The sequence below is a fragment of the Aurantivibrio plasticivorans genome, from assembly GCF_055392955.1.
The window spans coordinates 1,810,165-1,836,132 of record NZ_AP036020.1; the positions used below are offsets into that span (position 1 = coordinate 1,810,165).

The window sequence follows — 25,968 nt, forward strand, 5'->3', positions numbered from 1 at the left end:
GTGTCGAATAACATTCTTATCTTGCCTGGTGATGGTATTGGTCCCGAAATCGTTTCGGAAGCTTCCAAAGTTCTTCGCCGGGTAAGTGAGCTTGAAGGCTTAAACCTAACGTTTGAAGAAGCTCCTTTGGGTGGGGCGGGCATTGATGCGGTGGGCAAGCCTCTTCCCGATGAAACGCTAGCCAAGGCGAAGCAGGCCGATGCTATTTTAATGGGGTCTGTTGGCGGCCCTAAGTGGGACAATATTGAGCGCTCGATTCGTCCGGAGCAAGGATTGTTGCAGTTGCGATCTGGTTTGGGTTTATTTGCGAATCTGCGTCCTGCTTTGCTCTATCCGCAACTAGCCGATGCGTCGTCCCTCAAGCCTGACATCGTCAGTGGCCTCGATATTATGATTGTTCGGGAGCTAACGGGTGGGATTTACTTTGGGCAACCACGAGGAATTCAGACCCTCGAAAATGGCGAGAGGGAAGGGTTCAATACTTATCGCTATGCGGAACACGAAGTTATCCGTATCGGTCGAGTGGCATTTGAGATGGCGCAAAAACGCGATAAGCGTGTGTGCTCAGTAGACAAAGCCAATGTGTTAGAAGCCACTATGTTATGGCGAGAGGTGATGGACGAACTAGCGAAAGAATATCCTGATGTCGAGTTGTCTCATATGTATGTCGACAATGCTGCAATGCAGCTCGTGCGAGCGCCTAAGCAATTTGACGTGGTAGTTACTGGCAACATGTTTGGCGATATTTTGTCTGATGCGGCGGCAATGTTAACGGGTTCAATCGGGATGTTGCCGTCTGCCTCGTTAAACAGCACTGGTTGCGGGCTTTATGAACCATGTCACGGCTCAGCGCCCGATATTGCCGGGCAGGGTATCGCTAATCCGCTTGCCACGATTTTATCTGGCGCCATGTTATTGAGATATTCCTTAGACCAGCAAGCGGCCGCGAACCGAATTGAGGCGGCAGTGGGGCGTGTTCTTGATCAGGGCTTGAGAACTTCGGATATCGTGTCTGATGGTTTCAAGGCTGTGTCAACGGTAGAGATGGGTGACGCGGTTGTCGATGCGCTTTAATTGATAAATCATTTTGAGAGCGTGTCATTACCCTGCAAATTAACAGGCTGGTGTTGTAAAATAGTCAGTCTGATTGAAAATTGTCCGTTGGCCGCTAAAAGCGGTCGTAACACATAGTGGAGTTGTAATGAGAGTAGGTTTTGTTGGTTGGCGAGGAATGGTTGGCTCCGTTTTAATGGAGCGAATGTTGGCTGAGTCCGATTTTAAAGGTATTGAGCCAATTTTTTTCACCACATCTAATGTTGGCGGTGAAGGCCCTGCTATTGGTGTTGACATTCCCGCCCTCAAAGACGCGACAGACATTGCTGAATTAACACCGATGGATGTCATCGTTACCTGCCAGGGAGGGGATTACACCCAAGAGATTTATCCAAAACTGCGTGATGCCGGCTGGAAAGGCTATTGGATTGATGCTGCATCAACGTTACGCATGAAAGACCAATCAATCATCGTGTTAGACCCTGTGAATCGTGATGTCATCGATCAGGGCTTGCGAGATGGTGTGAAAGACTTCATCGGTGGAAATTGCACCGTCAGTCTCATGTTAATGGGGCTTTCTGGTTTATTTAAAGAAGGCCTAGTCGAGTGGGTGTCGGCAATGACCTACCAAGCCGCGAGCGGTGCTGGAGCCCAAGCTATGCGCGAGTTGATCGCTCAAATGGGTTCAATTCATGGCGCGGTTGCGGAGGAAATTGCAAATCCAGCGAGCGCCATTCTAGAAATTGATCAAAAAGTTCTCGCGACCATGCGTGCTGACGAGTTCCCAGTCAGTCAAACGGTCACTCCACTCGCGGGTAGCGTGTTACCTTATATTGACCGCCAACTGGAGAACGGTCAGAGCCGTGAGGAATGGAAAGCTCAGGCCGAGACCAACAAAATCCTTGGCATTCAGCAATCACTGATTCCGATCGATGGTGTGTGCGTGCGTGTCGGAGCAATGCGGTGTCATAGCCAGGCTTTAACAATCAAACTTAAGCAGGATGTACCGCTCAGTGATGTCGAATCGATCATAGCGAATGCCAACGACTGGTCCAAAGTTGTACCCAATACGCGTGAAGCGAGTCTTCATGACTTGACTCCAACTCGCGTTACTGGGGGGTTAGAAATACCCGTTGGTCGACTCCGAAAAATGGCAATGGGGTCTAATTACTTATCTGCGTTCACAGTGGGCGATCAGCTGTTGTGGGGCGCTGCCGAGCCCCTTCGCAGAATGTTGAATATATTGCGCGAGCAGTAATTTTCCATTTGTAGAGTTTACCGGGTGCCCATGCGCGATCATGGCACCCGGTTTTTCGTTTTATGGGGAAGAATCCCCCTGCATAGCCTCATTAGCTGACGGCTATATATAACAGAGAATATGGTTATGGCTCATATTGCTATTATTGGTCCCGAAGCCGCAGCGGCGCAGGTGTTGGTCGATTCTATTGAAGAAAGGGGTGTTGATTGCGAGGCACTGACATTATTAAGCGATGCGCCATATGATGCCGAGGAGCTAACCTACCAAAAGCGTAAACTTTTACCCCAGGCAGTGGTGGATTTCGATTTTGGTCAAGCCGACATTGTATTTCTCATGGGGGCTGTAGATGAGAGCGTGATTCAATCTGCCCGGGGCGAAGCATGCTATGTCATCGATTGCCGGGCAGATGTTGCGCGAGATGGCGTCGAAGCTTCACCTGTTATTCCTGACGTAAATGCGAGCCTGTTAGCTGATGTAAAACCGGGCGACATTGTGCGAGCCCCTTGTTCAAGCAGCGTAATGCTATCTTTAATTCTAAATCCGCTAGGTGCGCTAGCGGCCATTCGATCCGTGTCCGTTTGTTGCCATCTTCCGGCAATTCGTCGCGACAAAGAGGGAGTGGATGAGTTGGTAGGGCAGACTGCGCGTCTTATGAATGGCTTGCCAGCAGAGAAGAAAATTTTCTCGGAGCAAATTGCGTTTAATGTACTTCCGGGTGACTCGGTTCGGGATGAACAAGGTAACAGTATTGAGGAAGCCGCCATTACATCGGATGTGCGCCAGGTGCTAGGACAGGAGGCTATGCTGCTTTCTGCTACATGCCTCCATGTTCCCGTGTTCTATTCGCAATCCATGGTCGTAAACGTTGAGTTTGCCGAGCCTGTCAGTGTCGGTGCTATTTCATCATCTCTCAAAAAAGTGGATGGCGTGAGGGTGTCTAATAGTGCTAAGACGGTGCCTACTGCGGTGAGTGACATGCTTTCATCTGGAGAGCTAGTGATCAGTAGAATTCGCCAAGTATCTGGTAGCGATCGCCATTTTTGCCTTTGGTCGGTCGCTGATGAGCTCCGTAGAGGTGTGGCTGTGAATGCTGTACAAATTGCAGAAATATTGATAAAAAGCTATTTATAATGAATACTTACGACGGATAGTGAAGAGATATTCTAGCTTTCCGCTCTAATTTTATATGCATTTTAAAGCAACTCACATTGGTGAATCTGCTAAAACTGTTCAGAGCTTTTGCTAAAAGCCGCACTTTCAACCGAAAATTGGTTGTAAAACGTGTGCGGTTCATCGAGCTTCGCGGCAGTTTTGAGTGGATCCATACTGTGAGTGAGTGTGAATCGCAATCGCGGTTACACAGGAAATAGTGGTATAGGGCAAGGGCAGGGCGAGACCTGCAGTGTCAGCCGCTGGGGTGAACGATAAAGGAAATTCCTATGCATCTTCGAAAACTGACGCTCGCCATTAGCACAGTTGGGGCAATGTGTGCCAGCGGGGCCTACGGCCTAGGTTTGGGAGAGATTACTCTTAACTCCGCGCTCAATGAACCATTGGACGCAGAGATCAAGCTGCTTCAGGTGCGAGACCTGTCTGAAAGCGAAATTGTCGTTGAGCTAGCTGATCGTTCAGATTTCGCACGTGCTGGTGTTGATCGCGTCTTCTTTCTTCAAGGCTTAGAATTCGATGTTGATATGGATAACCCGGGTGGACCGGTTGTTCATGTAACCTCAGACCGTCCTGTTCAGGAACCATTTCTTAATTTTTTGGTGAAAACGCAATGGCCTAGCGGACGTTTGCTGCGAGAATATACTGTACTTTTAGACTTGCCCGTTTTTGAGCGGGCCCCGTCTCAGCCTATTCAGCCAGCCCAAACTCAGCGCCCTGTTGCGCAACCTGCTCCAGCCCCAGAACCTGTCGCACCAGCCCAAGCGCGCCCGTTGCCGGCTCCAGTTCAGGCAACTCGGGAAGATGTTGCTGAGCCAACTGCCGCTAATGAACCCCCTCGTGCTGCACCTGAAGACGATTATGTAGAAGAAGCACCAGCTCGCACCACCGTTGTTCAAGCGACGCCTGCTCAAGAACCTGTTCGTTACGGTGACGACAGCTATCAAGTGCAAGCCAATGATACCTTGTGGGAGATCGCGCTGCGTACCAGACCGAGCAGGAGTTCATCTGTCCAGCAGACGATGCTTGCGTTGCAGCGTTTAAACCCTGATGCGTTTATTAATGACAACATTAACCTGCTGAAGAAAGGGCAGGTTTTACGTATCCCAAGCCAGTCTGATATAGATGCATTGTCGCTTTCTGAGGCTGTTAGCGAAGTTGCCTATCAAAACAATCAGTGGCGTGGATCCGATTCATCTGTGGGTGCTCAGCTTGAGGGCGCGAGTACTGAAATTAGTTATGACGACGAGCCATCGGAACAGCAAGGCCAATTGCGCATTGCTGCGCCGAGTGACAGCGCGTCTGCCGCATCACAGAGTGGCGGTGGTGACTCTCTCAACCAAGAAATCTTGGAAAACGATCTCGCGATTAACATGGAGCAACTTGATTCAGTTCGCCGCGAGAACGATGAGCTTAACGAACGTGTCAGTGAGCTGGACGACCAAATAGAGACCATTGAGCGCCTTATCGAGGTTAGCAATGCAGAGCTAAGCGAATTGCAACAAGGCATCGCGCAAACAGATGCTGTTGAAGCTGCGGCCCAAGATGAAGTAGCAGATGCCGCCGAGTCTGATGCGGAAAGCACGGCTGAATCAGCGACTGAGGATGATCAAGTAGCAGTCGAAGAGGCCCCGGTTAGCAAGGCGCCCGTTATCCGAGCAAAACCACCAGAGCCTTCTCTCGTCGATACCCTAATGGGATACATCTGGTATGTGTTAGCGGGTATTGGTGTGCTCGTGGCGATCATTGCATTTGTAATCTTCCAGCGTCGTACCCAGCGTGAAATGGAAGAGTTTGATTCATACGATGACACTGAGTTTGTTGATCAGGAAGATTCTCTAGATGATGACTTTGGAGATCTCGCTGATACCGAGTTTGATACCGACGAATTTGATCTCGCGACGGACGAATTGGATGAAGAGGAAGAGCCGCAAGAAGAGCAAGCGGCACCTGTCCAATCTGAGACTGGAGATGCTGTCGCTGAGGCGGACATCTATATTGCCTACGGTAAGTTTGATCAAGCTGAGGAAATGCTAGTTAGAGCCTTAGATGATGAGCCAGGTAATACTGAAGCGCGTTTGAAACTCCTAGAGGTCTATGCTGAGACCCGTGACGCTGATAAATTTGATGCCCAATACGCGCAGGTTGTTGCAACAGGCGATGCGTCAGCAGAACAAAAAGCGGCTGATCTTCGCAATACGATACCCGGTATCGCCGCCTTTGTTGGGGGCGCAGCGGCCGTTGCTACTGCCACTGATAGTGATGTTGAAGACTTATCAGGTGACTTAAATTTCGATGACTTAGACCAAATCGATGAGCCTGAAGAGGAAAGTGCTCCAGACGAAGAAGCTGATGATTTTGATTTTGGTGACCTCGACCTAGATTTAGACGCGGGTACGGAGTCTGAGCCACAAGACACCGCTGAGCCAGTGTCCGGAGACGATACAGAGTTAGATTTTGACTTCGACCTCGGTGATGAAAATTCCGACGATACGGAAGCATCGGCTGAAGACGATCTCAGTTTTGATTTAGATCTCGATGAAAGTGGCTCGTCAGATGCTGATACGGATACTCTCGACTTCGACCTTGATCTAGACTCCTCAGAAGAGCCCGTCGCCGCTGAAGAAACGAAGGATGATGACCTCACTTTTGATTTTGACCTCGGGGAAAGCGCTGAGGAAGCAGCAACTGATGAAGACGACTTAACGCTTGATCTCGATGGTGCTCTGGATACGGAAGAGCTATCTATTGAAGGTTTTGATACTAACGAAGCGCCGGAAGGTGACGGCCTAGAGTTGGGTGTTGAGGCTGATGACCTTGAGATTGAAAACGACGAGGCGCCTATTGAGTTCGACGCCGCTGACCTCGATTTAGGTGACGATAGTGTCGATCTTGATATAGCTGAAGATGACAGTGAAAGCGCCTCTGAAGAGGATGATTTCCTTGCTGACCTAGAGTTTAGCCCCGCTTCTGATGACGACGCAGAGCCTCAAGCTGAAACTGCCGATAGTGAAGATAGTGACGATTTGAGTTTCGACTTTGCTAGCGACGAAAGCGCCAATGCGCTCGACGATGCCTTTGATCTTGAAAGTGGAGATGTTGATCTTGCCGCGTTAGACCAAGAAATGGATGCATTAGTTGGTGGTCTTGATGACGACGATGACCTTGATCTAGAGGTTACACCTACAGAAGTTGTCCCCAAAGTGTCGGCTGACGATATTGGAGATAAGGCAGCGCTAGACGGAGATGCCTCAGGCGGCGAAACTGCCACTGACTTGGATGATTTGATTTCGCTTGATGATACTTCGCTTGATGACTTGGCGCTTGGCGATCAGGACGGCGCTGCAGACGATTTTTCTGTTGATGACTTAACGTTTGACAGCGACGATGATAGTGCTGACGACGATATGGACAGCGAATTAGACTTCCTTGCTGATACAGACGAAGTCGCTACAAAATTAGACTTAGCACGTGCCTATATCGATATGGGCGATAAAGATGGTGCGCGAGATATTCTCGAAGAAGTCAGTAGTGAAGGTAACGACGAGCAGAAGTCTGAGGCGCAAGAGCTGTTGGGGCGGTTATAAGCTGCTCCTCAATCAGGCTAATCGACTTCGACCTTAAATCGTTAGACAATACAGAAAGCCCTGCTCTATGAGCAGGGCTTTTTTGTTCTAATAGATAATCCGTTCTTAACGTGCTGTAACCCTAATGACAATTTACTCCCGCAATTGTGAACTAAAACCTGGAATAGAATTCCCTGATCATATGCAGCGCATGTGTATTGGTATTGAATACAATGGCACTGCATTTCATGGGTTTCAGGTGCAGAAATTTGCTGTTGATACAGTGCAAGGAGCATTGCATGAGGCTCTGTCCTGGGTTGCTGACGAAAGTATTACCTTGGTCTGCGCTGGGAGAACCGACGCTGGTGTTCATGCCTCCAGTCAGGTGGCGCATTTTGATACCCTGGCTGACCGGCCACTAAAGGCCTGGTCGATGGGGGTTAATGCACGTTTGCCCGCTGGGGTCAGTATTAAGTGGGCTATGCCTGCGGTACCAGCATTTCACGCGAGGTTTAGTGCAACGGCGAGAACCTATCGGTATGTCATCTACAACAATCCTAGTCGGCCAGCGGTTTTGTCTAAGCTAGTAACGTGGTTCAAGCGTCCGCTTGATCACGATTCACTGCAAAGCGCTGCGGCGTGTTTGCTCGGAGAGCATGACTTCAGTGCGTTTAGAGCGTCTCAGTGCCAGGCGAATAGCCCGGTAAGGCGAGTCGAGTCACTCCGTTTTGCGGCATTTAGAGACTTTGTTGTCATAGAAATTAAAGCCAATGCATTCTTGCACCATATGGTTCGAAATATTGTCGGTTCGCTACTCGCTATTGCGGCGGGCGATAAACCTGTCAGCTGGATGAAAGAATTGCTCGAGGGGAGGGATCGCCGCTTAGCTGCTGCTACGGCACCAGGCGACGGGCTATACTTGGTGGCTGTCGATTACCCAGCAGAATTTGGCATCCCCGACACCCCGCCGGGGCCAGATCTTGTTCCAGAGCAACTGGATTGGCAAATTGTAGGCGATAAATAGGCGTCTTTGCACGGGCACGATGACCGAGGATATCCAGACAGCAGCGCCATCATCTGTTATTATCAGCGGTCAATTTTGGAAAGATTTTCCTTCGGTTGAGTAGTACCCTTCAAGCACTGGTCAATCATATACATATAGCCTTTTCCTTTTGGTAAGCAATCAAGCAATGTCTAGTTTCGCGCGTGTGAAAATTTGCGGTATAACATCAGTTGCCGATGCAATGGCTGTTGCGCAAACAGGTGCCGATGCGATAGGGCTTAATTTTTACGAGCAGAGTCCGCGTTATATTTCTATTAGCACTGCCCAAGAGATTGTTCGAGCAGTTGGGCCGTTTGTGTCTGTCGTTGGACTGTTTGTCAATGCGTCGCAAGAGCGTGTCAGTGAGGTGGCAGCTTCGGTCGATTTAAATATGCTCCAGTTTCATGGCGATGAAACAGAAGCCTATTGCTCGCAATTTAATCTTCCTTACATTAAAGCTCTACGTGTCCGGTCTGGAGACCCCAATGCATCCCTCAGCGAGGTGAGAGCTGGGGTGAAAACAATAGTGTTGTCTTACCAATCCGCGAGCGGCGTTTTATTAGACGCTTACAGTGAATCGGCATACGGCGGCACTGGTGAACAGTTTAATTGGCAAGCGGTGCCCGAGTTGCACAGTGGCCGTTGTGAAAATATCCCGCTAATCCTTGCCGGCGGTTTAACGGCCGGCAATGTGGGGGAGGCTATACAAGGTGTGGAACCGTATGCAGTTGATGTCAGTAGCGGCATCGAAATCTCGCCGGGGATAAAAGATTTAGACAAAGTACGCGAATTTGTAATCAATTCGCACGGCTGGTGCGTAGACCATTGACTTCGCCGACGAACATTATCGGCACCTAACCACTAGGTTAGACAACCAAACACACAGTAAATGACATTTGAAAGAGGCTCGGATGACCGATAAACCCGATTATGCAGCAATTCCTGACACCACTGGCCACTTTGGGCCATACGGTGGACGCTTTGTTGCTGAGACCTTGATGGATGCACTCGATCAACTGACGGAGTTGTATGACCGTTTAAAAAGTGATGAAGAGTTTTTAGCGGATATTGATCGAGATCTCGCGCATTATGTTGGTCGACCCTCACCCCTGTATTTTGCAGAACGTTTAACTCAAGTGTGGGGCGGAGCAAAAGTTTTTTTAAAGCGCGAAGACTTAAATCATACTGGCGCGCACAAAATTAATAATACGATTGGTCAAGCATTGTTAGCGAAGCACACAGGTAAAAAGCGCGTGATCGCTGAGACTGGTGCAGGTCAACATGGTGTGGCGACGGCGACGATTGCTGCGCGACTTGGCTTAGAGTGCCAGGTATACATGGGGGCTGAAGACGTGAAGCGCCAGGCACCCAATGTTTATCGTATGAAGCTGTTGGGGGCTGAAGTAATTCCCGTTCACTCAGGCTCAAAAACTTTAAAAGATGCCATGAATGAAGCGATGCGTGACTGGGTTACGAACATCGATGACACCTTTTATATTATTGGTACTGTTGCGGGGCCACACCCTTATCCTTTACTGGTGCGAGATTTCCAAGCAGTTATTGGTCGCGAGGCTCGAGCGCAGTGTCTTGAGCAAACGGGCCGTTTACCCGATGCATTGATTGCATGTGTTGGTGGCGGCTCAAATGCGATTGGCTTGTTCCATCCCTTTTTGGCTGATGAGTCAGTGGCGATGTATGGAGTTGAGGCGGGTGGCCTTGGTATTGAGACTGGAAAACATGCTGCACCGTTAACCGCAGGAATTCCTGGTGTACTTCATGGGAATCGTACCTATTTAATGGAAGACGAAGACGGACAAATTATCGAAACCCATTCTGTATCCGCCGGTTTGGATTATCCAGGTGTTGGCCCGGAGCATGCCTGGTTAAATGATATTGGTCGCGTTAATTACGTCACTATCAATGATGACGAAGCGCTGGCAGCCTTCCGGCAAACCTCTCAGGTTGAAGGTATTATTCCCGCGTTGGAGTCTAGCCATGCAATGGCCTATGGCGCAAAGCTGGCACCTACTATGGATAAAGAGGATATTTTAGTAATTAATTTATCGGGTCGCGGAGATAAAGACTTGTATACCGTCGCCGAACTTGATGGCGTTCAGATTAGCTGATTACCAATTAGATAAAGACATTGTGCGGGAATAATTTACATGAGCCGAATTGAAGAGCGCTTTGCAGCACTAAAAAAAGAGAACCGTAAAGCGTTAGTAACCTACATCGTGAATGGCGATCCAAGTTTGACCGCGACCTTACCGACTATGCATGCTTTGGTAGAAGGCGGGGCGGATATCATTGAATTAGGTGTGCCGTTTTCAGATCCGATGGCAGACGGCGGTGCGATTCAGTTGGGGCATCAACGAGCACTAGAAAATAAAGCAAGCTTGCGCTCTAGTCTCGCTGTTGTTGAAGAGTTCCGCAAAAGCAATAAAGATGTTCCCGTTGTTTTAATGGGTTATGAAAACCCGATTGAGCGCATGGGCTACGAAACGTTTGCAGCCGAAGCTGAGCGAGTGGGTGTCGATGGAGTGATTATTGTAGATCTTCCACCGGAAGAGGGCGCCGCACTAAAACAAGCCTTGGCCGACCGTTCCTTAAATATGATTTACCTAGTTGCACCGAGCACGACAGAAGAACGCGCGAAAAAAATTATTGCTTGTGCCAGCGGGTTTTTGTACTACGTGTCAGTTAAAGGTGTTACCGGCTCTAGTACTCTCGATACCGACGATGTGAATGATAAATTGAACGCATTACGCGAACTAACTGACTTACCGATTTGCGTCGGTTTTGGTATCAAAACTGGAGATTCTGCGCGTGCAGTGACACAAATATCCGATGGCGCAGTGGTTGGCAGTTTATTTGTTGATGCCATGGGGCAGCGGGCATCTAAAGCCGACGATGAAATTGCGGCGGCAGTAAAAGAATTGGTTGCACCTATCCGTGCGGCGATTGATAGCTAGTGTTTTGAGCGCCTGTCGTTGATTCAATTGTCAGTATAAATTGGTATCGGTCTCACTATGCGAAAGACCCTGTCGGATTGGCTTGGTTGGCTAGAGTCATTGCACCCAAAAGATATTGAGTTGGGACTCGATCGCATTTCGATCGTTGCTAAACGTCTCGACATATTTACTCGTCTTAAGTCGAGTAATACCAAAGTTGTTACTGTTGCCGGGACTAATGGAAAAGGCTCCTGCGTGGCAACCATGGAAACGTTCGCGCTAGCATCTGGCCTCACGGTGGGCGCTTATACTTCCCCCCATTTTTTGCATTTCAATGAGCGCATTCGGGTTAATGGTGCAATGGTGTCGGATGATGCCTTATTGCGAGCATTCAACGTCATCGAGCGTGCCCGCGAAAGTGTTTCATTAACTTACTTCGAATACACGACCCTCGCAGGCTTATGGATATTTTGTGAGGCAGACCTTGATATTTGGTTGCTCGAAGTCGGTCTAGGAGGGAGGCTCGACGCCGTCAATATCATCGAGCCTGATGTTGCTGTGATTACGAGTATTGCCCTGGATCACCAAGATTGGTTAGGTAATGACCGTGAAACAATTGGCCGAGAGAAAGCCGGCATCATGCGCGCCGGGGCTCCCGCAATTTGTGTAGACCCAGATCCACCAAATAGTATTGCTGGCTACGCTCTTGAGGTTGGCGCTAGGTTGGTCTCTGCCGGCAATAGCCTGAATTGGTCTACGGACGATGTGAGTTGGCAATTTAGCATCACGCGGGATCAGGCCGACCTGCGGTCAAACAGTGATTACACTAGTCTCCCCATTCCCTCTCTACCTATGCCGTCAGTTGTTGCAGGGTTGCAGGCCCTAGCTTATGTCGGGGTAACCTTCGATAGAGACCAGGTGAGTCGAGAGTTAAAACGTTTGACGTTAACCGGCCGGAACCAGCAGTGCTGGGTATCGGGTAGGCGAATTATTCTCGATGTTGCTCATAACCCAGCGGCTGCAGAGTTGCTTGCAACGCGTTTATCGACAATACCAGGTAGTAAAGCAGCGATATTTGCAGTGATGGCGGACAAAGACATCCCCGGAATCTGTCGTCCATTATTACCTCTCATAGATCAATGGGTGGTGGCGGGTTTAGAAAACAACCCGCGTGCAGCAGCGTCTGACGATTTGCAAAAGCAGCTAGCGAGGGAAGGGCATGCAGTTGATCGCTGTGATACAGTGCGCCAAGCGTTTGAGCGCTGTATTCGAAACACACCGGCAGGCGATACAATTGTAGTGTTTGGCTCATTCTATACTGTGGCAGAGGTGTTATCCGTCATCACAGCGTTTTCAAGTGAATCAGGAGACCTTAATGGATGATGGTTTAAAGCAGCGACTAATTGGAGCCGTTGTTCTTATTGCGGTTGCTGTAATTTTTGTCCCAACTTTCTTGGACAGCGGCGGGCGAAGGGTAATAGATCTAGCAACCAAGGTGCCTCCAGAGCCAGTGGTCATCGCAGAGCCACTCGAATTGCCCCCGCCTGCACCGCCTCAGGTGGTTCGACCTGCTAAACCGCTCGATGAAAATTACGCCCATCCCGAAGCCGAGCTAGAAGCGGATATAACACCCGCTGAAACCAGCACTAAAAGCCTGGCCGATCGTGTCCCACAGCGGGCACCCGATATAAGCAGCAGTGGTGTCCCTACTGGCTGGTCTATTCAGGTCGCTAGCTTTGCTGACGGCAAGCGCGCTGACGCGTTTTTGCAGTTGGTCAGGGATAAAGGGTTCGCCCGAAGCTATGTTCGTCAGGGCGATGTGGCGGGGAAGCCAGTCTATCGAGTATTTGTTGGTCCAAAGTTAAGCAAAGAAAAGGCGCTCGAAGAACAAGCGACGTTAGAGCGGGAGCTCAAGGTTGATAGCTTATTGGTTAAATTTGCGCCTTAATAACAGCTGTATGCGAGAAATTAGTCAAAGCGGCTGTCGCGAATTGATTCATTTAGCGATTGTCAGTAGCATACCGGCTCACTCAACATGGGTTGTTCTAGACCCTTTTCATGAGACGCCATAATGAACTGGGCCGACATAGCCATCCTGGTAATTATTCTCATTTCCAGCTTGATTAGCTTGAAGCGAGGATTCATTAAAGAGGCGCTATCTCTGGCCGCTTGGGTGGCCGCTTTCGTGGTTGCAATTCTGTTCAGTCGTTCACTGGCAACCCTGTTTGTCGATACCATTGCCTCGCCATCGCTTCGAGAAATGGTTTCCTTCGGTATTCTGTTTGCTGCCACATTGGTTGTGTCAGCCATGGCTAATTATCTCATCGGCGAGGTGGTGCGAATGACCGGCCTTGCTGGCACAGATAGAACGTTTGGCATGGTGTTTGGCGCTGTACGCGGTGTGATTGTCGTGATGGCGTTATTGTTGTTAGTGCCTCCCATCTTACCTATCGATCAAGAACCCTGGTGGCGAGAGTCATCGTTAATTCCCTATTTTTTATCGATGGAAGGTTGGTGCAGACAGTTGGCGAGTACTGTTATCGAAATGGTACAAGGGCTATTCTCTTAAAGTAGATTTTAGGATTGGGTTGGTGATCGACACTGTCCCGGTCGATATTGATCAAAGGTGATTCTTATATGTGTGGCATAGTCGGTATCGTAGGTAAGTCCGATGTTAACCTTCAGTTGTATGATGCTCTGACGGTTCTTCAGCACCGTGGACAAGATGCAGCCGGGATGGTGACCTGCGGAGACGGGAAGCTTGCGCAGCAAAAAGCCAATGGCTTGGTCAGCGATGTTTTCCGAACTCGTCACATGCAGCGCTTGTTAGGCAATATTGGCATTGGTCATGTTCGTTACCCTACTGCTGGCGGTTCAGGACCAGCGCTAGCACAACCTTTTTATGTTAACTCGCCTTATGGTATTGCGCTTGCGCACAATGGAAATTTAACTAACTCGAAAGAAGTTAACGAGCACTTATATAAAACCGATCTTCGCCACGTCAATACTGATTCAGACTCTGAGGTGTTGCTGAATGTCTTTGCCCACGAATTGCAAGCGATGGGTAAATTGGTACCCACAGAAGAAGAAATTTTTAAAGCAATCGAAGGGTTACACCGGCGTGTACGCGGTGGTTATTCAGCCGTTGCACTGATTGCCAATTACGGCATTCTGGGTTTTCGCGATCCGTGGGGTATTCGGCCGTTGGTTTTTGGAAAACGACAGGGACCAAAAGGTGACGAATACATGATCGCGTCTGAAAGCGTTGCTCTCGATGTGCTTGGTTTTGATCGTGTACGCGATGTGGCTCCCGGTGAGGCGGTGTACATTGATATAAACGGTAAATTACATACACGGCAATGTGCTGAAAAGCCAATTCTTCGCCCGTGTATTTTTGAGCAAGTATATTTCGCGCGCCCTGATTCCATTATGGATGATGTATCCGTGTACAAAGCGCGTTTACGCCAAGGTGAAAAACTTGCCGAAAAAATTCTGCGTGATATGCCGAACCACGATATTGATGTGGTTATCCCTATTCCTGATAGTAGCCGGGTAGCTGGGCAAGCGTTAGCGCAACATTTAGGCGTCAAATTTCGTGAAGGCTTAGTGAAAAACCGCTACATTGGTCGAACCTTTATCATGCCTGGTCAACAACAACGCAAAAAGTCGGTTCGTCAAAAACTTAATGCGATTGATTTAGAATTCAAAGGCAAAAACGTGTTACTGGTAGACGATTCTATTGTGCGTGGTACTACCTGCCAGCAGATAATCCAAATGGCTCGAGAGGCGGGAGCAGCGAAGGTCTATTTTGCGTCCGCTGCACCGGCAGTTAAATATCCTAATGTGTACGGCATTGATATGCCAAGCGCCTCAGAATTAATTGCGCATGGGCGAACGACCGAAGAGGTATGCCAAGAAATTGGAGCGGACTTATTAATCTATCAAGACTTAGATGATTTAATAGCGGCTTCGCGCGAAGGTAACCCAGATATCGATGCTTTTGAATGCTCGGTGTTTACTGGTGAGTACATCACCGGTGATGTCGACACCACTTATTTGGACCGCATAGAATCAGAGCGAAACGATAAAATTAAGTCATTACGCCGCCAACAAACGGTGAGCGATAACGAAACAATTATCGGTTTACATAATGATGCATCCGAAGCAGGTTAAGTAATACGATATACGATTCAATTAATTGATTAAGCAGTTGGGAAGCAAGATGAGCCGAGATTCGGACGCACAAACATTTATTCTGGATGGGGAAATAGACACCATTGCGGTACGTGGCGGGCAAACCCGTTCGCAAGAAGGTGAGCATGCAGAAGCGATGTTTTTAACGTCAAGTTATGTCTTTGATTCGGCTGCGGATGCTGCCGCACGTTTTGCTGGCGACAAACCTGGCAATGTTTACTCGCGTTACACCAACCCAACAGTGCGAAATTTCCAAGATCGTATCGCGGCGTTGGAAGGTGCCGAAGCGGCCGTTGCTACTGCGTCGGGAATGTCGGCCATTTTAAGTACGTGTATGGCGTTATTGCAGTCAGGTGATCACGTTGTATGCTCGCGCAGTGTTTTCGGAACAACCACCGTATTGTTTACGCGTTACATGCAAAAGTTTGGCGTTGATGTAACACTTGTGCCATTGAAAGACTATGCCGCATGGGAAGGTGCCATTACTGATAAAACAAAATTCTTGTTTTTGGAAACACCGTCTAATCCGTTGTGCGAGGTAGTGGATATTCAACAAATGGCAGACCTTGCTCATTCGCGAGATTGCCTGCTTGTAGTTGATAACTGCTTTTGTACTCCAGCGCTTCAAAAACCGCTGTTATTCGGCGCTGATATCGTCATCCATTCGGCGACAAAATATATTGATGGCCAAGGGCGTTGTGTCGGCGGTGCGGTAGTTGGCCGGCGCGAAGAAATGGATGAAGTGCTTTCTTTTTTACGTACTGCCGGTCCAACTATGAGTGCATTCAATGCTTGGGTTTTTCTCAAAGGTTTAGAAACCTTGAGGCTTCGTATGGAAGCACATTCCAGCAATGCGCAGAAAGTTGCCGAGTACCTAGCCGTACATCCCAAGGTAGAGCGAGTATATTACGCTGGGTTACCTAGCCACCCCGGCCATGATCTTGCTAAGAAACAGCAGAGTGGATTTGGTGGAGTGCTATCGTTTTGCGTGAAAGGCGATCAGGACGCGACATGGCGATTCATTGATGGGACGTCTATTATGTCTTTAACAGCCAATTTAGGTGATGCAAAAACCACCATTGTTCATCCAGCTACCACTACTCACGGCCGCCTGTCGCCGGAAGATAAGAGTGCAGCGGGAATTACTGAAAATTTGGTGCGCATCGCGGTAGGCTTAGAAGATCCCGCAGACTTAATTGCAGACATTGATCGCGGTTTTGCCCGTGTGTAGAGGGTTATCGTTTTAGCATCGCGCCATTTATCTCCACACATAGTCGCAACCTGGTTATCGATAGATGTGCTGAGCCTGCCAACAGTCTTAAGCATCGTTCGATTATCCTATGAAAAAAGCAGTAGTAAAAAGCGGCGACACTTACAATACCCTCAATCAAATAGTCGAGCAGATCGGTACAGTCTTGTTGGGCAAAGATGTCCAAGTGAAGCTTGCCTTGGCCTGTTTGCTCTCCCGTGGCCATTTGCTCATCGAAGATTTACCCGGAATGGGTAAAACTACCTTGGCGCATGCTGTTGCAAACACCTTAGGCTTAGCCTACCAACGCATCCAGTTTACTAGCGATATGCTACCCGCAGATATCCTGGGGTACTCTATTTTCGACAAGGAGACACAGCAATTTAATTTCCATCCAGGCCCGGTATTTTCTCAAGTGTTATTGGCCGATGAAATTAATCGTACCACACCCAAAACACAGAGCGCGTTACTGGAAGCAATGGAGGAGCGCCAGGTAACTATTGAAGGGGAGACCCGTGCGCTGCCTGATCCATTTTTTGTCATTGCCACACAGAACCCTTCATCTCAATCGGGTACTTTTGCCTTGCCGGAGAGCCAACTTGATCGTTTTTTGATGCGGATTGAGTTGGGTTATCCCGATCCTCGCGCTGAACGAACCTTGTTAGAAGGGCTTAATCCCCGCGAAAAGCTCGACACACTTGCACCTCGCGTGACGCTAAAAGAGTTTGCTAGCTTACAAGACCAGGTTGATGGCGTCATGGCGTCCGATGCGTTGCTCGACTACGTGCAAAGAATTATAAAATATACCCGCACAGCGCCTGAGTTTGGTTATGGGTTGTCTCCTCGAGGTGCTATTGCGTTGTTACGGTCAGCAAAAGCGTGGGCGTTAATAGATAATCGTCAACATGTTATCCCTGAAGATATTCAGTCTGTTGCGCCGGCAGTAATCGGTCATCGTGTGCGCGATGTCGGCGATTATGGGGAGAGTCACGGCAAAGCCCTGGTGGATAGACTTCTTAATGCGGTAGATGTATTCGCATAAATTTGCCTTTCAAGCTAGCTGCATTAACGAGTTGATAATGTTCACAATGATACAGCGCTTAAAGCATTTTTTTCAGAAGCGATTTGTCCAATGGGCAAACAAACGTATTCCTATTTCCAATCAACATACCTTTAGCCAAAAAAATCTTTTCATTTTTCCTTCGATGCAGGGCTTTTGGTTCTTGCTGGTGACACTACTTCTTTGGCTGCTGGGGACAAATTACGAAAATAATATCGTGCTTAGTTTGGCTTTTTTACTGACAACATTAATGGTCGTCACGATTTTACATTCGTACTCAAATTTATCAGGCCTTAGCATCGAATTGCAGGGCGCGTCCCCCGTTTTTCAGGGGGAAATAGCAGAAATAAAAATATTGCTTACCCGAAACAGCAAACGGATCCGGGAAGATATTGGGCTGGCTTGGGAAGAGAATGACCCTGTACATACAGAGTTGGTATCAATTATAGAGCGGACTGTGTCGGTAAGTGCCAGCGCCGACCAAAGAGGTTGGTTTAACCCAGGGGTGCTACACGTAAAATCCTATTTCCCGCTCGGATTGATACGTTGTTGGGCTCGTCTTCGTTTCCCTCCCGCTGTATTGGTCTATCCCAAACCGGTAGACGCAGGGCCTTTGCCACCATCAATGGCTATTGCTGATGAGGGCGTTGAATCCGCTCGTGTGGGAGCAGATGAGTTCGTCGGTTTTCGTGAATATCACGTCGGAGACTCGATGAAGAATGTCTCATGGAAACATTTCGCTCGGGGAATGGATGTGATGTCGAAAGAATATTCGGCTTATGTTGATCAGCGTTTATGGTTGGATTGGGATTACCTCGGAGGGATGGATACTGAAGCGCGCTTGTCACGTTTGTGTTATTGGGTGTTAGAGGCGTCGAAAGAGAGACGCGATGTTGGACTGCGTTTGCCCGGTATCGAGGTCAGTCCTGCGCAAGGGTCGCAGCATATCGAAAACATGTTACGCGAACTCGCGCTGTTTCGAGCTGGTGAAGCAAACGGGAACGTAGCGGAGTCGTCCACATTATGACGCCTTATTTTCAGTTATCGCGTGCCAGTTTTGTTTGGTTGTTGGTGAGCCAATTACTGCTGATAGTGCCACATCTAGGTCGTCTTCCTATTTGGGTTATTGCAGCATGGTCTGTTGCGGTTGTGTGGCGAGTACAAATATATCGTGGTATTTGGGGATTTCCAAAATCTTGGGTAAAAGCGACGTTGTTGTTGGTTTGCGTGATAGGCCTGGGTGCAAGTTTTCGCAAGTTTTACGGTTTAGAACCGATGGTCGCGCTGTTGATTACTATGTTTATCCTGAAGTTGCTGGAGATGAGTAGTAAACGCGATGCGTTGTTAATTATTTATTTGGGGTATTTTGTTGTTGCGACAGAATTACTTTTTTACCAGTCGATGCTCGCAACAATCTATGTGTTCTTCTGCGTGATTCTGTTAACTACAACCTTGCTTAGTTTGTATCAGTCTGCGCACACACGACCCGCTATAAGCTTTCGCTATGCCGCGACCATGGTATTTCAAAGTGTCCCGTTAATGTTTGTTTTATTCATTACGATGCCAAGAGTTGGGTCGATATGGGCTGTTCCGCAGCCTACTAACACGGCTAAAACGGGGGTTAGTGACAGTATGGCGCCCGGTGATTTTAGCAACCTGGCTCAAAGTAACGCCACAGCCTTTAAAGTGAAATTTGAAAACGAAGTCATTCCTCTTAATTCCGATCTGTATTGGCGCGGTCTTGTGTTTTCTGATTTTGATGGGAGGCGCTGGGAACTGGGTGGTATTTCATCTTATCCTGTTCCAACGCGGCAATCTGCTAGCGCGACAAGGGATGAACCTTTACTTCAAGCTGACGGCAAGCTAATTCGCTATAATGTCATTATGGAGCCGACTCAGCAGCATTGGCTTTACGCTATTCCTACTGCTCGTTCAAATGAAGAGGCAGTTCGTGTTACCGGTGACAATCGTTTGGTCCGTCGTAAACCTATCGGGACAAGAATAAGTTATTCTGTGGAAAGTTATTTGAATTTTGCATTTCAAATGGACTCTTTGCCCAGCCATATTCGTCGGCGTAACACCTATTTGCCCGACGGATTCAACGCTGAATCCATTGCAACGGCCCATCAATGGTTAAACGAGGTAGGTAACGATGAAAGAGCCTACATGCAAAAAGTCCTTAATTATTTCCGCTCCGATTTTGTTTATACATTATCTCCTCCATTGTTGGGGCAACACTCCGTTGACGAGTTTATGTGGAAAACGCGTCGGGGGTTTTGTGAACACTTTGCGTCAAGCTTTACAGTGATGATGCGCGCAGCTGGTATACCAGCGAGAGTGGTTGCAGGTTATCAAGGCGGGAAGTGGAATCCTTTAGAAAATTTTTTGCGAGTATCACAAGCGGATGCGCACGCTTGGTCGGAAGTTTGGTTTGAAGGCGAAGGGTGGGTGAGAGTTGATCCTACCGCTTGGGTAGCGCCGAATAGAATTGAAAGCGGGATAGACGCCGCGTTAAGCGTTGACGAAGTACCTTTGCTCACAGGCACATTGTCACTCGAGCGTTTTAGCCACCTTTCCTTTATCAATAACCTTAAGTTGAGGTTAGAGGCTATCGAATATCAGTGGCAGTCGACGGTGATGGGCTATAACCAAGAACAACAGACTGCTTTTTTACGCCGGTTGTTGGGAGATATCACTCCAATGCGCATAGCATTGCTACTCATTGGCTCGGGGGCAGTTATTTTGGCCGCAATCGGAGTGAGCTTGTTGATCTCAATGCGTCAGCAGCGAATGACATTGGCTGATAAGTATTACCATAAGTTTTTAAAGCGCCTTTCAACGCTGGGAATTGAGAGGGGGAAAGGAGAGCCACCGCGGACATTTGCTCGACGCTCAATGTCTGCCTTACCGGATCAGGCAGACTGGATTGAGCAGGTTTCAACCGCTTATGAAACGTACACCTATCAAAATGACGCCGCTCAGCTGGAGGTGCTGCGTTCGCTAGTCAATCGATAAAGTGCCGATTGACTGTCTGTCGATTCAGAAAATTCAATTTTTGAGCTGTACGCGCTTCCGATTTTCGTTATTATTTGTGCCGCAAAATGGGGCGAGTCGATGGCTAGTTTTTGAGCTAGGCAACTCTCTATCCTCTAATTTGTAATTAATATAACAATACAACGATCAGAGCTGCCCTCGACGGTAGCCAAAGATAGACCATTGCTTGGAGAGAGCCCCATGAAAAGAACGTTGGTAACCTTACCGACGGCGGCGTTGCTCGCGCTGCTGATCCCGACAACTGCACTAGCCGATACATTAGACACCGGCAACACAGCGTGGATTTTGACATCTACTGCGCTTGTCTTATTTATGACTCTGCCAGGCTTATCCCTGTTTTATGGCGGTCTTGTTCGTAAGAAAAACGTCTTATCGGTGTTGATGCAATGTTTTTCTATTGCCTGTATTGCGTCAATCCTGTGGTTGCTGCTCGGTTATAGTTTTGCCTTTGGGACTGGCAATAGCTTGATTGGCGATTTTTCCAAGGTGTTGTTTAGCGGTATAGGAGAAGATACCTTATCGGGAGATATTCCTGAAAGCTTGTTCGCTACGTTCCAAATGACCTTCGCAATAATCACGCCGGCACTCATTGTTGGTGCGTTTGCTGAGCGAATGAAGTTTTCCTCGGTTCTCATATTTAGTTCACTCTGGTTGATCGGTGTGTATGCACCTGTCTGCCACTGGGTATGGGGCGGCGGCTGGTTGTCAGAGCTTGGCGTGCTAGATTTTGCGGGTGGGATTGTGGTCCACATTACAGCCGGTGTTGCCGCACTCGTGTGTGCTGTTGTCATTGGTAACCGCAATGGGTTTCCAAAAACACCTATGCCTCCACATAACCTGACCATGACAGTCACGGGTGCTGGCATGCTGTGGGTTGGCTGGTTTGGGTTTAATGGTGGTTCCGCTCTCGCAGCTAATGGTGACGCAGCGATGGCTATGTTGGTTACCCATTTATCCGCAGCGGCTGGATCTCTTGCTTGGGTCGCGATGGAGTGGAAGAAATTTGGTAAGCCAAGTGTGTTAGGTATTGTCACTGGCATGGTAGCAGGTTTGGGGACCATCACGCCTTGCTCCGGATTTGTTGGACCAGTAGGGGCAATTGTTATAGGTTTGTTGGCGGGTTTGGTCTGTTTTGCGGCGACTCAGTTCATCAAACGCAAGCTAGTAATTGACGACTCTCTGGATGTCTTTCCAGTCCATGGCGTAGGCGGCATTTTAGGTAGTCTTTTAGTGGCATTCTTTGCATCTGACCAGATAGGTGCTTTCAGTGGTCAAGGATACGCTGAAGGTATGACCATGGGAGGTCAGCTTCAAGCGCAACTAATCGGTGTTGTCGCGACTATCGTATTCACCGCGGTGGCTACCTGGGTGATTCTCAAGATCACCAGTGTATTGACCGGTGGTATTCGAGTCAGTGCAGAAGATGAGACCCAGGGGCTGGATGTGGTCTCGCATGAAGAGTCTGGGTATAACTTATAAAGCTTGTTATCGCGTAGTCACAAAAAAGGCCATCATACGATGGCCTTTTTTGTGAGTAAGTTGTGTCGAGCGCGTGGTAACGCCGCCGCTATATTTTGAAGTATTCGCGGTACCAGCTGACGAATCGGTTAATACCATCAACGACTGATGTATTGGGCTTGAAACCGACATCATTTTCTAGCGCTGAAACGTCAGCACATGTTGACGGAACGTCCCCTGGCTGCATATCCATCATATTCTTGATAGCAGGTTTTCCCACGGCTTTTTCGATTGCTTCGATGAAGTCCATTAGTCTTACCGGTGTGTTATTTCCAATATTGTAGATCCGATAAGGCGCATAACTTGTCGAGGGGTCTGGATCAGTCCCGTCCCAATCAGAGTTTGCAGTGGCAACGTTGTCTAGAGTCCGCACGACACCTTCGACTATGTCGTCAATGTAGGTAAAGTCACGGATCATTTCGCCATGGTTATAAATATCGATAGGCGAATCTTCAATAATTCCTTTTGTAAACTTGAATAGGGCCATATCGGGGCGGCCCCAAGGGCCGTAAACCGTAAAGAAGCGAAGCCCTGTGGTCGGCAGGTTGTACAGACTAGAGTACGAGTGCGCCATTAACTCATTTGCTTTTTTACTGGCGGCGTATAGGGCGATTGGGTGGTCTACATTGTGTTGTTCAGAGAATGGTTGAGCTTTGTTCGCACCATAGACAGAACTTGATGACGCGTAAACAAGATGTTCTACCATGTTATGGCGGCATCCTTCTAGAATATTGCAAAAACCGACAATATTTGAATCTATATAGGAGTGAGGGTTTTCAATCGAGTAGCGCACGCCAGCCTGTGCCGCAAGGTGTACGACTCGGTCGAATTTTTCTTTGTTAAAAAGAGAGGTCATACCTTCCCGATCAGCGACATCAAGCTTTACAAAGCTGAAGCTTTTATGTGGTTCAAGGCGGGCTAGGCGATCTAATTTTAACTGCACGTCATAGTAGTCGTTCAAATTGTCGATGCCGACAACCTGGTCTCCGCGCTCAAGTAATTGGTGGCTGAGAGTAGATCCAATAAAACCAGCAGCGCCAGTTACTAATACTTTCATTTACAATCTCCAAATGGTCATGCCTGCTGCGGCATAGTCTTCTCGGTTCAAAATTCCTTTTACGTCGAATATTAACGCGTTAGGTTTTAATCGTGCTGCTAGGTTCGCTGGTGAGAGCGATTTATAGTCATCATGAGCGGTTGCTATGATAACCAAGTCCAGTTGATTGATGTCATCCCACTCGCTGAGCGTTAGACCATATTCTTCAGTGGCCTCTTTTGGGTCAGCCAATGGATCGTGGATTAGCGGGTTGATCTCATAGCTGGAAAGCTCGGAAACAATATCCATCACTCTGGAGTTCCGAAGGTCGGGGCAGTTTTCTTTAAAGGTAAGGCCAAGAATCGCAACGCGGCTATTACGCACGGGAATGTCATTTAACACCATCTTTTTGATGGCTTCGGTGACTATGTAATCACTCATTGAGTCATTAATGCGACGCCCTGCAAGAATTACATTAGGTTGATATCCTAGCTGCTCTGCTTTGTAGGTGAGGTAGTAGGGGTCTACACCAATACAATGACCTCCAACGAGCCCTGGTTTAAATGGAAGGAAGTTCCATTTGGTAGAGGCTGCTTGAAGCACGTCAAGCGTGTCAATATTCATACGCTTGAAGATAACAGATAGCTCATTCATCAACGCGATATTGAGATCTCTCTGTGTATTCTCGATCACTTTGGCAGCCTCGGCCGCCTTAATTGATGGCGCTTTGTGTATACCCGCTGTCACAACGCTGCCATAGACCTCAGCGATAATATTGAGTGTCTCTATTGTTTGACCCGAGACTACTTTGGTTATTTTGGTGAAGGTATGCTCTTTATCTCCTGGGTTGATCCGCTCTGGTGAGTAGCCAACGGTGAAATCTACGCTTGCGGTCAAGCCGGATTCCGCTTCAAGTATAGGTAAACAGTCTTCCTCCGTTGCTCCAGGGTAAACAGTAGACTCGAATACAACGATGTCGCCCTTTTTAAGGTGTTTACCTATAGTCCTCGAGGCGCTCAGTAGGGGACCAAGATCTGGTTGCTTGGTGCGTCTGATAGGTGTAGGAACTGCCACTATATGAAAGTCCGCCTCACTTAAGTCTTGCGCGTCACTGGTGAAGTGGATGTCTGCTGCTTGAAGTTGTTCTGGTTCTACCTCGAGGGTAGAGTCTTTGCCCTCACTAAGTTCTCGGATTCGATGCGTGTTGATATCGAATCCAATAACGTGGTGGGTTTGTCCAAAGGCAACGGCGACAGGAAGTCCAACATAGCCGAGACCGATAACGGATATTTTTCTGTTCACTGTATGCTCTCTTGGTCAGAGGAGGTAATCAAGGCGGCGACATTATGACATATTGCATGTGACTGTGCGGAGCTTTTAGTGCTGCGGTGATTTCTGCGAAAGAGGTGCTCAGTCGGGAAGCTATGAGAAGGATAAATATTGAATTTTAATTATGGGTAAGTTAGATTACGCGCGTCTTATGGATGAGTTCAGATACGCAGCTGCTTTTTCAGGGAGTGGAAGAGGCAATCTTATATTCCTATCTCTATTTTTCTATCTTAGGTGCACCCGAAGCTTCAACTTAGATTGAGCTTCGTTTCATCGGCTATCAAAGCCCTTGTGTCATTCGTATAAAGATTTAAGTGCATAGTGTGAGTATATTTCTCTACGCAAGTGCTTAACCAATCATTGCCATGCCAACAATATTTGAGAGGTTTTGTTGGGTGGAAGATAAGCATTGCTTACGTTTTCTGTTTCACCTGCCGCGGGCGCTTATTCCGTCACAGTGATATCGGCATATTTTGTGACTTGTATCACAAAAAGCTGGTTGGGCGAGCGTTGCTCTCTGTCGGGTGGATGTTGATTTTGGTGTCGTTGCAGATGTCCATTATGTGATAATATTCAAGGTTTCTGCTGGTGATTCCAGCCACTGCAGGGGTGAGCTTCGGTTAGCTGTAATTGGGGTAAATTGGAGTACGCTCACCACAGCTTAAAGTAAATAGATTTCAGCGACAGGCAAAGTTTGCTTAAAGTGCTAGATGGTTCACTGTATAAATTGCAAGCGGGGCTCTAGCGGAAGAGGCGTTTGAGATACACACCTTATTAATGACCTTTTATGGATGGATTGGGAGCATTAGAAAAGTGCTATATAGCTATAACAAAGTGAAAACTATATTTTTATCGTTAACCGCTATAGTGGTTTGTAGTCTAGTGGTTGGCTGTTCGAGTACGCCTGATGACATGGCTTATGCGCCGCAAAAGAATGCTGTGCCGGTGTTATTGGTCGACCAGTATTTGATTGGGGTCGATGACCAAATACAGGTGAGCGTTTGGAAAAACCCTGATTTATCCATTACGGTTCCTGTGCGCCCAGACGGCCAAATATCTATCCCTCTTGTTGGGGAGGTGATGGCTGGAGGTAAAACGCCAAAAATGGTCGCTGACGATATCACACAAAAACTTTCCGCCTACATTCGTGACCCGCAAGTTGCCGTTATTCTAGTGGAGCTAAGAAGCCATGAGTTTCTGTCTCGAGTACGGGTTTCTGGTGCAGTTAATACTCCTTCCTCTTTTCGGTTTCGGCAGGGGATGACGGTATTGGATTTGGTGTTGGAGGCTGGAGGTCTGAACGATTTTGCTTCAGGCAACAGTGCCAAGCTGTATCGGCAAACGGAAGAAGGGGTCCAAGCGATCTCGGTGAAGGTTGCTGATATTCTGAAGTCCGGGAAAATGGATACAAATTATGCCGTGGAGCCTGGTGATGTCCTGACTATTCCTGAGCGCCTCTTTTAATCTAAGTTTTGTCGTCACGCTCCAATA

General features: G+C 48.1%; 20 protein-coding genes. 18 read left to right on the top strand and 2 right to left on the bottom strand.

The window, feature by feature from the left end; translation table 11 throughout:
* The 17 genes from leuB to ACZ5NB_RS08115 all read left to right on the top strand — a co-directional run bounded on the left by leuB (nt 1) and on the right by ACZ5NB_RS08115 (nt 22,073).
* Nucleotides 1-1,074, top strand: a complete 1,074-nt coding sequence (gene leuB, locus ACZ5NB_RS08035; protein ID WP_460232595.1) for a 3-isopropylmalate dehydrogenase — start codon at nt 1-3, stop codon at nt 1,072-1,074.
* A gap of 127 nt (nt 1,075-1,201) precedes the next feature.
* Nucleotides 1,202-2,311, top strand: a complete 1,110-nt coding sequence (gene asd / locus ACZ5NB_RS08040; RefSeq protein WP_460232596.1) for an aspartate-semialdehyde dehydrogenase — start codon at nt 1,202-1,204, stop codon at nt 2,309-2,311.
* Nucleotides 2,312-2,437: 126 nt separating this feature from the next.
* Nucleotides 2,438-3,442, top strand: coding sequence for an Asd/ArgC dimerization domain-containing protein (locus tag ACZ5NB_RS08045; protein WP_460232597.1), 1,005 nt, complete (start codon nt 2,438-2,440; stop codon nt 3,440-3,442).
* Nucleotides 3,443-3,750: 308 nt separating this feature from the next.
* Nucleotides 3,751-7,065, top strand: a complete 3,315-nt coding sequence (locus ACZ5NB_RS08050) for a FimV/HubP family polar landmark protein (RefSeq protein WP_460232599.1) — start codon at nt 3,751-3,753, stop codon at nt 7,063-7,065.
* 124 nt (nt 7,066-7,189) lie between these two features.
* Complete coding sequence (gene truA, locus ACZ5NB_RS08055) at nt 7,190-8,068, top strand: tRNA pseudouridine(38-40) synthase TruA (protein WP_460232600.1); 879 nt, start codon at nt 7,190-7,192, stop codon at nt 8,066-8,068.
* Between the two features lie 166 nt (nt 8,069-8,234).
* Nucleotides 8,235-8,915 carry a phosphoribosylanthranilate isomerase gene (locus ACZ5NB_RS08060; RefSeq protein WP_460232602.1) on the top strand — a complete coding sequence of 227 codons (681 nt, stop codon included), beginning with the start codon at nt 8,235-8,237 and terminating at the stop codon, nt 8,913-8,915.
* Between the two features lie 82 nt (nt 8,916-8,997).
* Nucleotides 8,998-10,212 (top strand): tryptophan synthase subunit beta, encoded by a 1,215-nt coding sequence (trpB, locus tag ACZ5NB_RS08065; protein WP_460232603.1) that lies wholly within the window; start codon nt 8,998-9,000, stop codon nt 10,210-10,212.
* Nucleotides 10,213-10,251: 39 nt separating this feature from the next.
* Entirely contained in the window at nt 10,252-11,058 is an 807-nt protein-coding gene (gene trpA / locus ACZ5NB_RS08070; protein WP_460232605.1) for a tryptophan synthase subunit alpha, read from the top strand.
* 57 nt (nt 11,059-11,115) lie between these two features.
* Nucleotides 11,116-12,420, top strand: a complete 1,305-nt coding sequence (folC, locus tag ACZ5NB_RS08075) for a bifunctional tetrahydrofolate synthase/dihydrofolate synthase (RefSeq protein ID WP_460232606.1) — start codon at nt 11,116-11,118, stop codon at nt 12,418-12,420.
* Nucleotides 12,413-12,985 (top strand): SPOR domain-containing protein, encoded by a 573-nt coding sequence (locus ACZ5NB_RS08080; RefSeq protein WP_460232608.1) that lies wholly within the window; start codon nt 12,413-12,415, stop codon nt 12,983-12,985. The genes folC and ACZ5NB_RS08080 overlap by 8 nt, the downstream gene beginning before the upstream one ends.
* Nucleotides 12,986-13,108: 123 nt before the next feature.
* Nucleotides 13,109-13,606, top strand: a complete 498-nt coding sequence (locus ACZ5NB_RS08085) for a CvpA family protein (RefSeq protein WP_460232610.1) — start codon at nt 13,109-13,111, stop codon at nt 13,604-13,606.
* A 68-nt stretch (nt 13,607-13,674) separates the two neighbouring features.
* Nucleotides 13,675-15,210 (top strand): amidophosphoribosyltransferase, encoded by a 1,536-nt coding sequence (gene purF, locus ACZ5NB_RS08090; protein ID WP_460232612.1) that lies wholly within the window; start codon nt 13,675-13,677, stop codon nt 15,208-15,210.
* A 49-nt stretch (nt 15,211-15,259) separates the two neighbouring features.
* Nucleotides 15,260-16,462 (top strand): O-succinylhomoserine sulfhydrylase, encoded by a 1,203-nt coding sequence (locus tag ACZ5NB_RS08095; protein ID WP_460232613.1) that lies wholly within the window; start codon nt 15,260-15,262, stop codon nt 16,460-16,462.
* A gap of 109 nt (nt 16,463-16,571) precedes the next feature.
* A complete protein-coding gene (locus ACZ5NB_RS08100; RefSeq protein ID WP_460232615.1) occupies nt 16,572-17,522 on the top strand; it encodes an AAA family ATPase in 951 nt (316 codons plus the stop codon).
* 37 nt (nt 17,523-17,559) lie between these two features.
* Nucleotides 17,560-18,567: a DUF58 domain-containing protein gene (locus tag ACZ5NB_RS08105; RefSeq protein WP_460232617.1), complete on the top strand. Its 1,008-nt coding sequence runs from the start codon at nt 17,560-17,562 to the stop codon at nt 18,565-18,567.
* Nucleotides 18,564-20,555, top strand: a complete 1,992-nt coding sequence (locus ACZ5NB_RS08110) for a transglutaminase TgpA family protein (RefSeq protein WP_460232619.1) — start codon at nt 18,564-18,566, stop codon at nt 20,553-20,555. Before ACZ5NB_RS08105 ends, ACZ5NB_RS08110 begins: the two co-directional genes overlap by 4 nt.
* A gap of 219 nt (nt 20,556-20,774) precedes the next feature.
* Entirely contained in the window at nt 20,775-22,073 is a 1,299-nt protein-coding gene (locus tag ACZ5NB_RS08115) for an ammonium transporter (protein ID WP_460232620.1), read from the top strand.
* An 88-nt stretch (nt 22,074-22,161) separates the two neighbouring features.
* Here the strand turns inward: ACZ5NB_RS08115 and ACZ5NB_RS08120 are convergent, their stop codons facing one another.
* The gene (locus ACZ5NB_RS08120) at nt 22,162-23,169 is read right to left on the bottom strand and encodes an NAD-dependent epimerase (RefSeq protein ID WP_460232622.1); all 1,008 of its coding nucleotides are present in this window, start codon (nt 23,167-23,169) and stop codon (nt 22,162-22,164) included.
* Complete coding sequence (locus ACZ5NB_RS08125; RefSeq protein WP_460232624.1) at nt 23,170-24,450, bottom strand: nucleotide sugar dehydrogenase; 1,281 nt, start codon at nt 24,448-24,450, stop codon at nt 23,170-23,172.
* An 861-nt stretch (nt 24,451-25,311) separates the two neighbouring features.
* Between ACZ5NB_RS08125 and ACZ5NB_RS08130 the strand changes: the two genes are divergently transcribed.
* Entirely contained in the window at nt 25,312-25,941 is a 630-nt protein-coding gene (locus tag ACZ5NB_RS08130) for an XrtA/PEP-CTERM system exopolysaccharide export protein (protein WP_460232625.1), read from the top strand.
* Nucleotides 25,942-25,968 lie beyond the last annotated feature (27 nt).